Source organism: Micromonospora foliorum, assembly GCF_022229015.1.
GTDB classification, from domain to species: Bacteria; Actinomycetota; Actinomycetes; order Mycobacteriales; family Micromonosporaceae; genus Micromonospora; species Micromonospora foliorum.
Map to the genome: position 1 here is coordinate 1 of NZ_JAKKFF010000340.1, position 6,877 is coordinate 6,877.

Below are 6,877 nucleotides of genomic sequence, written 5' to 3' on the forward strand. Positions count from 1 at the left end.
TGGTCAGCTCGGCGGCGATCCGCTCCGCGTCGGCCGCGTCGGCGGCGAGAAACACGCAGGTCGGGCCGGAACCGGAGACGATGCCGGTGAGCGCGCCGGCCGCCTCGCCGGCCTTCAGCGTGTCGGCCAGCGCCGGGCGCATGGCCAGCGCGGCGTCCTGGAGGTCGTTGCCGAGCGTGCGGGCGAGCACCCGGGGGTCACGCTGGCGCAGCGCGCCCAGCAGCGCGTCGGTGCTGCCCAACGGGCTGCCAGCGGCACCGGAGTCGCGGAGCCGGTCCAGCTCCCGGTACGCGGCCGGGGTGGACAGGCCGACGTCGGCGATCGCCACCACCCAGTGCCAGGAGGTGGGGCGGGCCAGCACGGGGCTGATCGCCTCACCCCGGCCGGTGCCCAGCGCGGTGCCACCGTAGATCAGGAACGGCACGTCGGAGCCGAGGTCGGCGGCGATGCCGGCCAGCTCGTCGCGGGACAGCCCGGTGCCCCAGAGCGCGTCGCAGGCCACCAGCGCGGCTGCCGCGTCGGCGCTGCCGCCGGCCAACCCACCGGCGAGCGGGATCTGCTTGCGCAGGTGCAGTCGGGCGTGCGGCAGCACCCCCGCGTACCCGGCGAGGGCGTGCGCGGCGCGGATCACCAGGTTGGTGTCGTCCAGGGCCAGCTCGCCGGTGCCCTCACCCTCCATGGTCAGCGCGAGGGTGTCGCCCCGGCGGGCGGTCAGCTCGTCGTAGATCGAGATGGCGTGGTAGACCGTGTTCAGCTCGTGGTAGCCGTCCCGGCGCAACGGGCCCACCCCGAGGTGCAGGTTGACCTTCGCGGGCACCCGCACCCGCACCGGGCCGACGGCCCCGCGTCGCTCGTCGTCGTCCGGTCCCCAGGCCTCGGTCACGGGGTCATGTCCCGCAGGTGCAGGCGGATGTCGAACGGCTTGGCCACGATCAGCTCCTCGGCGGAGTCGGCGGCCAGCTCGTACCGGCCGCCGACCAGGTCGTACGCGTACACGTGCAGCGGGTCCTGCTCGATCCGCCAGTAGTGCCGGATGCCGGCGTCCGCGTAGTCGGCCGGCTTCTCCAACCGGTCCCGACGACGGGTGCCGGGCGAGACGACTTCGACGGCCAGCACAACTTGATCAGCCTCGAAGTAGTGGTGGTCGGGCGCCACCGGACGCCGCAGCAGGACGACGTCGGGTTCGAGGGTGTTCCGATGGTTGATCGCCACCCCGACGGCGGTGGCCGGCGTCAACTCGGCCGGCGCGTGCTGCCGTAGCCACATCCACAGCAGGTTGCCGATGGTCTGATGACCAAAGGTCGGGGAGGGGACCACGACGAGGACTCCGTCACGTAGCTCGACGCGGGGGGCGTCGTCGGGCAGAGCCAGCACGTCCTCGATGGTGTGGTTGGCCAGCCGCTGCCGGACGGGATCCGGACTCCACATCCCGTGGGCAGCGGGCTCGATCGGCTGCGCTGTCACTCGTACACCTCCTCGGCGGGCACGGCGTCAGCCTACTTCCCGGCCGGCGTACCGACCGGAGCCGACGCGGCGATGGCGGCGAACTGCTCGACGGTCAGTGACTCGCCACGGGCGCCAGGGTCGACACCGGCGGCGGTGAGCGCCGCGGCGGCCCGGTCGGCGCCACCGGCCCAGCCGGCCAACGCGGCGCGCAGCGTCTTGCGGCGCTGCGCGAACGCCGCGTCGACCACGGCGAAGACCCGCTCCCGGGGTACGTCGGCGCGGGGCGGCTCGTGGCAGGTGAAGGCGACCAGGCCGGAGTCGACGTTGGGCACCGGCCAGAACACGTTCGGCGGCACCTTGCCGGCGCCCCGGGCCTGGGCGTACCAGGCGAGCTTCACCGACGGGATGCCGTACACCTTGGAGCCGGGACCGGCGACGAGCCGGTCGGCGACCTCCTTCTGCACCATCACCAGGCCGTGTCGCAGGGTGGGCAGTACGGCGAGCAGGTGCAGCACCACGGGCACGGCGACGTTGTAGGGCAGGTTCGCCACCAGCGCGGTCGGTGGCGGGTCGGCCAGTTCGGCGGCGGCGATGCGCAGTGCGTCGGCGCGGTGCACGGTGAGCCGGGCGGCGTCGGCCCCGGCGTGCCGTGCGACGGTCTCCGGCAGCGCCCCGGCGAGCACCGGGTCGATCTCCACGGCGTGCACGTGCCCGGCGACCGGCAGCAGCCCCAGGGTCAGCGAGCCGAGCCCGGGCCCCACCTCCAGGGCCACGTCGTCGGGGGTCAGGCCGGCGGCGGTGACGATCCGGCGCACGGTGTTCGGGTCGTGCACGAAGTTCTGGCCCAGCTTCTTGGTGGGCGCGACGCCCAGCCGGGCGGCGAGTTCCCGGATCTCCGCCGGGCCGAGGAGACCGGTCATGCCAGGCAGCGTAGCGACGGGGTCGGTGCCGACCGTCGGGCCGGGCTCACCACGGGCCGAAGGCCCGGTCGCCGGTGGCGGAGATGGCCGCGCACAGCTCGTCCAGGTCGGTGCCGGTGGTCGCGGCGAGCGCCCGGACGGTGAGCGGGATCAGGTACGACGCGTTCGGTCGGCCGCGGTACGGCATCGGGGTGAGGTACGGGGCGTCGGTCTCCACAAGCATCTGGTCCACCGGGGTGAGCGCGGCGGCCTCGCGCAGCGCCGTCGCGCTGCCGAAGGTGACGGTGCCGGCGAAGCTCAGCAGGTAGCCGCGGCGGACGCACTCGCGGGCGAAGTCGGCGTCGCCGGAGAAGCAGTGCAGCACCACCCGGTCGGGAGCGCCCTCGTCGTCGAGGATCCGCAGCACGTCGGCGTGCGCGTCGCGGTCGTGGATGACCAACGTCTTGCCGTACCGCTTGGCGATGGCGATGTGCGCCCGGAAACTCTGCTCCTGCGCGGCACGCCCCTCGTCGCCGGTGCGGAAGAAGTCCATCCCGGTCTCGCCGATTCCCCGGACCCGGTCGCGGGCGGCGAGTGACTCGATCTCCCGCAGCGCCTCGTCGAGGTCGCTCAGCCGGGGCGCCTCGTTGGGGTGCAGCGCCACGGTGGCCAGCACGGCCGGGTAGCGGTCGGCGGTGTCCGCGCCCCACCGGGAGGAGGCGACGTCCACGCCCACCTGGACCAGTCGGTCCACGCCGACCTTCGTGGCCAGCGCGATGGCCACGGCGACCGGGTCGTCGGCCGGACCACCGCCGGGCACACCGGCCTCGCTGACCGTGATGTCCAGGTGGGTGTGGCTGTCCAGCACCGCCCGGGGCAGCGACTCGGGGGCGGGCGGAAACTCTCCGGCCCGCCGGGCGGCACGCTCGCGGCGGGATTCAGTGGGCTCGCTCATCAGCGACAGCATCACACACCGGGCCTGTCCATCTGCCCGCCACCCGACGTTCACCTCGACTACGCCGCGCGACTCTACGGTCACCAGCGACCGGACGCGACCGCGTGCGGACCTCATCCCATCGAGCAGGGAGGTGACGGCTTGAGCGTCACTCCCCAGGCCGATGGCAGCGCCGGCGAACGGACCGGCCTGCGCGTGGCGTTCGGCGGCGGCGTGTACCCGGCCGAGGAGATCGCCCGAGGCGCCGCGTACGAGTTGTTCAGCGCCGACGAGGTGGCCGGCTTCGAGTGGGCGCCCCGCCCGGGTAGCGCCCTGCCGTGGCGACGGTTCGTGCACGTCACCGAGGTGACCGCGGTGCACGGGGCGACGGAGCCGGCCGACGAGCCGGAGACGCCGCTGCTGGTGCCCGCGCACCGCGAGCGGGGGTGGGCGTACCTGCACCAGCTCAGCCAGCAGCCGGCGGCGGCGGGCGACCCGACGCTGACGATGGCGCGCGCGTCGGCGGTGGTCCGGCGGGGCACCCGGATGATGAAGGTGCTCTCGGCCCAGCAGGTCGCCGGCTACGTACGGGGTTGGCTGCCGCACGGCTTCTGCTTCCGCGAGCATGACGTGGCGCACCTGCGTACGCCGGCGACGACGACGGTGCTGCGTACCGACGGTGACGCCGGCCGGGACGGCCCGGACGTGGCGTACGCGCTGCGCTGGCGCGCGTCCGACCCGGGCGACTACGACGTGCCGGCCGGCCCGGCACACCGCGGCCTGACCGCGTTGGCCGCCCGGGACCGGCTGGGCGCCCCGGTGCTGGGCACCGGCTTCGTGCCCAGCAATGGTCAGCTCATCCCGGAGTTCATCACCCGGGACTTCGCCGACCTGCCGATGCCGGCGAACGCCGCCCTCATCGCGTACCCGGCGGAGGGGGTGGAGGTGGTGCTGTACACCTACCAGGCCGAGCAGCGCGGGTGGCTGCGGATGGTGGGCCCGCAGTGGCGGCACCTGCTGGCCGCGGTGCCGGGCCTCTCCCCGGACCAGGAGTACGTGCCGAACGCCGACGCGCCCCGCTCCACCCAGTTGGTCGGCATGTACGGCGACACCGAGTACGAGGCGGTCGCCGACCTGCCCGGCGGGTTCCGGGTGCTGGCGATGACCCGGGCGGCCCGTTACCCGGTGGACGCGGTGGCCCGCCGGGTCCGGTTCGCCCAGTGGCGGGGCGTGCCGTGCCTGGTGCTGCGGGAGGAGGCCGGCTGGCTGCGGGTGCGCCTGCGCCACCCGAACCCGGACACCGTGGTCGCCACCGGCGCCCAGTGTCAGGAACGTGGCATCTACGAGGCCTGGGCGCCCGGCGCCGAGGTGACCGACGACCAGGTGATGGACACCCGGTACGCGATGTGACGGCGCGCGGCGGCGGCAGTGCGGCCCGCCGCCGCGCGTCGTGCGTTCAGTCGGCCAGCCGGGCCAGTTCCTCGTCGACGATCGACGGGTCGAGCTTGCGGAACACCGGCTTCGGCACGGCCAGCGGGCGGCCCGCCTCGATCGACACCGACTCCCAGCGCGCGCCGACGGTGTAGTCCCCGGTGAGCACCGGGTACGCGGGACCGCCGTCCAGGTCGTCGACCTGCTCGATCACCGGCATCGGCGCGTGCACGCCGGCGCCTCCGAGCAGCTCGTGCACCTGCTGCGCGGAGTGCGGCAGGAACGGGGTGAGCAGCGTGTTGGCATCGGTGATCACCTGGAGGGCGACGTGCAGGATGGTGCCCATCCGGGGCTTGTCCGCCTCGTCCTTGAGCTTCCAGGGCGCCTGCTCGGAGAGGTACCGGTTGGCCTCGGCGACGACCTTCATGGCCTCACCGATCGCCTGCTTCTGCCGGTGCCGGCCGATCAGGTCGCCGACCGTGGTGAAACCGGTCCGGGCGACGGCGAGCAGCGCCTCGTCGGCCTCGGTGAGCCCGGCCGGGTCGACCGGCGGGATAGCCCCGAAGTTCTTCGCGGCCATCGAGACGCACCGGTTGACCAGGTTGCCCCAGCCGGCAACCAACTCGTCGTTGTTGCGGCGCAGGAACTCGGCCCAGGTGAAGTCGGTGTCGTTGCTCTCCGGGCCGGCGGCGGCGATGAAGTAGCGCAGCGCGTCGGCGTCGTAGCGCTCCAGGAAGTCGCGAACGTAGATGACCACCTTGCGGGACGACGAGAACTTGCGCCCCTCCATGGTCAGGTACTCACTGGAGACCACCTCGGTGGGCAGGTTGAGCCGACCCAGCTCGCCCGGCTCACCGTCGCGGGAGCCCGCACCGGAGTATCCGGAGAGCAGCGCCGGCCAGATCACCGAGTGGAAGACGATGTTGTCCTTGCCCATGAAGTAGTAGGACTGGGAGTCCTTACCCGCACCGTCGGCGGACCACCACTTCCGCCACGCGTCCGGGTCGCCGGAGCGGCGGGCCCACTCGATCGAGGCGGACAGGTAGCCGATCACGGCGTCGAACCACACGTAGATCCGCTTGTCCGACCGGTCGCGCCAGCCGTCGAGCGGGATCGGTACGCCCCACTCCAGGTCACGGGTGATCGCCCGGGGCTGGAGGTCGTCGAGCAGGTTGCGGGAGAACCGCAGCACGTTGGGCCGCCACCCCTCGCGGGTGTCCAGCCACTGCCGCAGCACCTCGGCCAGGGCCGGCAGGTCCAGGAAGAAGTGCTCGGTCTCGACGAACTTCGGAGTCTCCCCGTTGATCCGCGACTTCGGGTCGATCAGGTCGATCGGGTCGAGCTGGTTGCCGCAGTTGTCGCACTGGTCACCGCGGGCGCTGTCGTACCCACAGATCGGGCAGGTGCCCTCGATGTAGCGGTCGGGCAGGGTGCGCCCGGTGGACGGGGAGATCGCCCCCATGGTGGTCTTCGGGACGATGTAGCCGTTGCGGTACATCCCCTCGAACAGCTCCTGCACCACCGCGTAGTGGTTGCGGGTGGTGGTGCGGGTGAACAGGTCGTAGGAGAGACCGAGGCCGTGCAGGTCCTCGACGATCACCCTGTTGTACCTGTCGGCCAGCTCGCGCGGGGTCACCCCGTCGGCGTCGGCCTGCACCTGGATCGGGGTGCCGTGCTCGTCGGTGCCGGAGACCATGAGCACGTCGTGGCCGGCCATCCGCATGTACCGGGCGAAGACGTCGGAGGGAACGCCGAAACCGGAGACGTGGCCGATGTGGCGGGGGCCGTTGGCGTACGGCCAGGCCACTGCCGCGAGAACGTGACTCATGAGCAGTGAGCCTAGTGACCCGTCCGGGGCGTTCGCGAACCAATGGGGGGTGCCCGACCGGCGGACCGGGCCGACCAGCTCGCCCGTTGGTCCGATTTGTCGTCGACACGCGGCTCAGCTGCCCGTTTCGCCTCCTGCGGCGGTGTGCAATGAACGTCGTGACGGGCAGAGGAGCGGCACGGGACCACGAGGACCGTCCCACCGGACCGGCGGTCGGTGACGATCCGGCGCCCGAACCCGCCGTGCCCCGGGTCACCGGGGTCGCGCCCCAGCCGCGGCTGGTGCCCGGCGCCGACCCGGGTGCGCAGAGGCCCACCCCGGCCGGGAGGTCCGCCGCCC

At 73.1% G+C, this 6,877-nt stretch carries 6 protein-coding genes and 1 pseudogene; 2 read left to right on the forward strand and 5 right to left on the reverse strand.

Features of this window, described 5'->3' with window-relative positions; genetic code table 11:
- From PSH25_RS23585 to PSH25_RS23600, 4 genes are all read right to left on the reverse strand, one after another.
- Positions 1-883, reverse strand: an 883-nt coding sequence (locus tag PSH25_RS23585; RefSeq protein ID WP_238661151.1) for a 4-(cytidine 5'-diphospho)-2-C-methyl-D-erythritol kinase, incomplete at its 3' end; no start/stop codon positions are given.
- A complete protein-coding gene (locus PSH25_RS23590; protein WP_238661152.1) occupies positions 880-1,464 on the reverse strand; it encodes a Uma2 family endonuclease in 585 nt (194 codons plus the stop codon). The genes PSH25_RS23590 and PSH25_RS23585, both read right to left, overlap by 4 nt.
- A gap of 32 nt (positions 1,465-1,496) precedes the next feature.
- On the reverse strand, positions 1,497-2,366 hold the full coding sequence (gene rsmA / locus PSH25_RS23595; RefSeq protein ID WP_238661153.1) for a 16S rRNA (adenine(1518)-N(6)/adenine(1519)-N(6))-dimethyltransferase RsmA: 870 nt from the start codon (positions 2,364-2,366) through the stop codon (positions 1,497-1,499).
- Between the two features lie 46 nt (positions 2,367-2,412).
- Positions 2,413-3,312: a TatD family hydrolase gene (locus PSH25_RS23600; RefSeq protein WP_238661154.1), complete on the reverse strand. Its 900-nt coding sequence runs from the start codon at positions 3,310-3,312 to the stop codon at positions 2,413-2,415.
- Between the two features lie 129 nt (positions 3,313-3,441).
- On the opposite strand from PSH25_RS23600, the gene PSH25_RS23605 reads away from it, so the two are divergent.
- Positions 3,442-4,689, forward strand: a complete 1,248-nt coding sequence (locus PSH25_RS23605) for a hypothetical protein (RefSeq protein WP_238661155.1) — start codon at positions 3,442-3,444, stop codon at positions 4,687-4,689.
- 46 nt (positions 4,690-4,735) lie between these two features.
- Here PSH25_RS23605 and metG read toward each other — a convergent pair whose 3' ends face one another.
- The gene (gene metG, locus PSH25_RS23610; RefSeq protein WP_238661156.1) at positions 4,736-6,538 is read right to left on the reverse strand and encodes a methionine--tRNA ligase; all 1,803 of its coding nucleotides are present in this window, start codon (positions 6,536-6,538) and stop codon (positions 4,736-4,738) included.
- A gap of 158 nt (positions 6,539-6,696) precedes the next feature.
- Here metG and PSH25_RS23615 point away from each other — a divergent pair.
- Positions 6,697-6,877 (forward strand): annotated as a pseudogene (locus PSH25_RS23615) (hypothetical protein); the annotation flags it as partial.

Excerpts from the sequence above, each read along its gene's own strand:
- metG (WP_238661156.1), bottom strand. The coding sequence starts at position 6,538 with ATGAGTCACGTTCTCGCGGCAGTGGCCTGGCCGTACGCCAACGGCCCC.
- rsmA (WP_238661153.1), bottom strand. The coding sequence starts at position 2,366 with ATGACCGGTCTCCTCGGCCCGGCGGAGATCCGGGAACTCGCCGCCCGG.
- PSH25_RS23600 (WP_238661154.1), bottom strand. The coding sequence starts at position 3,312 with ATGCTGTCGCTGATGAGCGAGCCCACTGAATCCCGCCGCGAGCGTGCC.